The 2,877-nt window shown below is 67.7% G+C and carries 4 protein-coding genes; 2 read left to right on the forward strand and 2 right to left on the reverse strand.

The genetic code is table 11. The features are described from left to right. Positions 1–599: 599 nt before the first annotated feature. Positions 600–1,064, reverse strand: a complete 465-nt coding sequence (locus ACWDKQ_RS35630) for a TetR/AcrR family transcriptional regulator (protein WP_450143148.1) — start codon at positions 1,062–1,064, stop codon at positions 600–602. 330 nt (positions 1,065–1,394) lie between these two features. Between ACWDKQ_RS35630 and ACWDKQ_RS35635 the strand changes: the two genes are divergently transcribed. Together ACWDKQ_RS35635 and ACWDKQ_RS35640 are read left to right on the forward strand one after the other, a co-directional pair. Continuing rightward, entirely contained in the window at positions 1,395–1,649 is a 255-nt protein-coding gene (locus tag ACWDKQ_RS35635) for an SDR family oxidoreductase (RefSeq protein ID WP_450143150.1), read from the forward strand. Further along, positions 1,646–1,774: a hypothetical protein gene (locus tag ACWDKQ_RS35640; protein WP_450143149.1), complete on the forward strand. Its 129-nt coding sequence runs from the start codon at positions 1,646–1,648 to the stop codon at positions 1,772–1,774. Before ACWDKQ_RS35635 ends, ACWDKQ_RS35640 begins: the two co-directional genes overlap by 4 nt. Positions 1,775–2,016: 242 nt before the next feature. On the opposite strand, the gene nucS is transcribed toward ACWDKQ_RS35640, so the two are convergent. Further along, entirely contained in the window at positions 2,017–2,676 is a 660-nt protein-coding gene (gene nucS, locus ACWDKQ_RS35645) for an endonuclease NucS (protein ID WP_450143151.1), read from the reverse strand. Positions 2,677–2,877 lie beyond the last annotated feature (201 nt).

Below are 2,877 nucleotides of genomic sequence, written 5' to 3' on the forward strand. Positions count from 1 at the left end.
CCGCACGCCGCGCCAAATACCCAATACCCAGAACAAAAGCGAAGTACAACGCCAACAACGCAAAATCCACCGCGTTGGCGTCAAGCAGCTGACCCCGGGCTAGCACCACCGTCACGCCACCTCCAGACCCAACAAACTCGAACGAAAACCACCACGTTTGCGACAGCAGCCGGACAGTACCGCACAGTGGGGCGAATCACATCGAGTCGATACCATTTCGTTGAAACTCGACACTAAATCGATCAGGCCACTTCCGCCCGATGAGACGCCACGCCGATCACCCACCGCGCAAGGGAGCGCGGCCCGACGCGGCCATGCGAGTGATATGCAAAAAACCGCTCCACGCAACGGAATGTGACCCCTATGGTCACTGTTGGCACATGCGCACCGACGGGGGGTGGAGCTGTGAACGCCCGGATCGATCTGGCGATCATCGCCGGACTCGCGGACGACCCGAACGACCAGACCGCGAACAACGCACAACCAGACCGCGGCCGAGCAGGCCCGACCTCCGGAACCTCGCCGGACCGCTGGCCCCGCGGACGGCCGTGCGACTGCGCCCCTGCGGCAAGTCGGACCGCGTCTGACACGTGGTTCAGCTACGCGCCAACGCCTTTCAGCAGCGTGTCCACGACGCGCGCAGCCATGCCGTCGGTGTCGGCGCCTGCCTTGCCATCTTCGAACGCCTCGTGGATCAGGGCGTAGTAGACCCGCCGCACCCACTCCAGATCGGCGTCCGCGCGGAGCACGCCAGCGTCCCTGGCGCGGCGGAGCAGCAGGACGCACCCCTGCCGCACCTCGTCGTGAATGCGCTCGACTTCGCTGGTGACCGCCCGGCTCATCGCGAATCCCCAGCCGACCTTCACCCGCAGCACGTTCGCGGTGGCCTGGTGCAGCGCGACCAGCGGCGGTGTGCTGGCTGGGCGTGCGGCCTCGACCGCGTCGCGGAACTGCTCGGCCGCCCAGGCGGCCATCGCCTCCACCAGCGCCTCCCGGCTGGCAAAGCGCCGGTGGACCGTCGTGCGCGCGACACCGGCCACCTTGGCCGGCGCCAGCCGCGGCATCGGCCTGGCGATCGTGTCCGTGCTCGCCGCTGAAGGCGTTCGGGTCGTCGCTGCGGCGCGCGATCACACCGGAACTCACGGCGACCGGCGCGATCGGAGGCACCGCCGACCTATCCACACCGGAGGGACCGGCGAACCTCGTCGAACAGGCCATCGCCGACGTGGGCGAACTCGACCTGCTCGTCAACAACGTCGGAGACGGGGCACTGCTCGCCGGATTCTCCGATCTCACCGAGACGACTGGAAGCAGACATTCGAGCTGAACTTCGTCAGCGCGCCACCCGCGCGGCGCCGCCAAGCCTGCTGCGTCGCCGCGGCGCGATCATCAACATCTCGTGGAACAGCGCCCGGATACCGCACTCCGGACCGATGCCCTACACCACCGCCAAGGCGGCGCTGACCGCCTTCGGCAAGGCGCTCGACATGGAGATCGGACCGCAGGGCGTGCGGGTCAACACCGTCTCCCCCGGTCCGGTGCGCACGTCGATGTGGGAAGCGGCGGACGGACACGGCGCGGCGATGGCCGAAGCGCTGGGAGTCCCCTCGACCAGCTGCTCGACCAGCTCCTCGCCGAAGCGGGCATGACCACCGGCCGGCTCGTCGAACCGGCGGAGGTCGCCGCCCAAGTCGCCTTCCTCGCCTCACCGCACGCGGCGAGCACCGCAGGCACCGACCACCTGATCGACGGCAACGCGATCAAAACCGCGTGACAGCCGTCCCCGCGAGGCAAGGCAAAGGAACATCCCTTGTCGGAGGTGGATACCAAAACCCCCGACCGCCGTTCGTTCGGTTTTCCGCCTCGTTCGGACAGGCGACATCGCTGGCCGCGGCGGCATTGACGACGATCGGCGCCCAACTTGCGCGCGGTGCAAGCCACGCGGACGAGGTGAGCATGGGAACCTTCCTGTCACCTGCGGGCCGACAACTCCCGCAGGTGACAGGAACGGGTGGATCAGAACAACCGGTACTCGTCCGGCTCGATGCCGCGCAGCGTGTCGTAGTCCAGCACCACGCAGCGGATCCCGCGATCCTCAGCCAGGGTCCGGGCCTGCGGCTTGATCTGCTGCGCCGCGAACACCCCGGCGACCGGTGCCAGCAGCGGATCCCGGTTAAGCAGCTCCAGGTAGCGGGTCAACTGCTCGACACCGTCGATTTCGCCGCGCCGCTTGATCTCCACCGCCACGCTCGCACCCGCGGCGTCCCGGCACATCAGGTCCACCGGGCCGATCGCGGTCGGGTACTCGCGGCGCACCAGCGACCAACCGTCACCGAGCGTCGTGACGTGCTTGGCGAGCAGCTCCTGCAGGTGCGCCTCCACACCGTCCTTGACCAGGCCCGGCTCCACCCCCAGCTCGTGCTTGGAATCGTGCAGCACCTCGTCGACGGTGATCACCAGCTTCTCGCCGGCCTTGTTCTGCACTGTCCACACGCCGGGATCCTCGATCAGCCAGCACGGCGGGCTCATCCAGTTCAACGGCTTGTAGGCGCGGTCGTCGGAGTGCACCGACACGGAACCATCGGCCTTGACCAGCAGCAGACGCTGCGCCATGGGCAGATGCGCGGTGAGCCGACCGACGTAGTCCACTTGACAACGGGCAATGACAAGTCGCACCCGGCACAGAGTACGGACGTCGATCGAGAAGTCGAGCACCCCCGGGGCCCGGACAGGTCGGACCTCGAACTTCCCGTTGGGCGAGATGCGGTTACGCCCCGCGTCATGATCCTGGTGGTTAATTGGTTTAGGCTGCCAGGCTGAGTTCGAGGCGGGCGAGGTGGCTGGTGCGGGTCCGGTCGAGCGGGTGGCTGTTCCACC

Source organism: Saccharopolyspora sp. NPDC000995, from assembly GCF_053599315.1.

Coding starts and splice junctions, on each gene's coding strand:
- ACWDKQ_RS35640 (WP_450143149.1), top strand. CDS start 1,646: ATGACCACCGGCCGGCTCGTCGAACCGGCGGAGGTCGCCGCCCAAGTC.
- ACWDKQ_RS35630 (WP_450143148.1), bottom strand. CDS start 1,064: ATGCCGCGGCTGGCGCCGGCCAAGGTGGCCGGTGTCGCGCGCACGACG.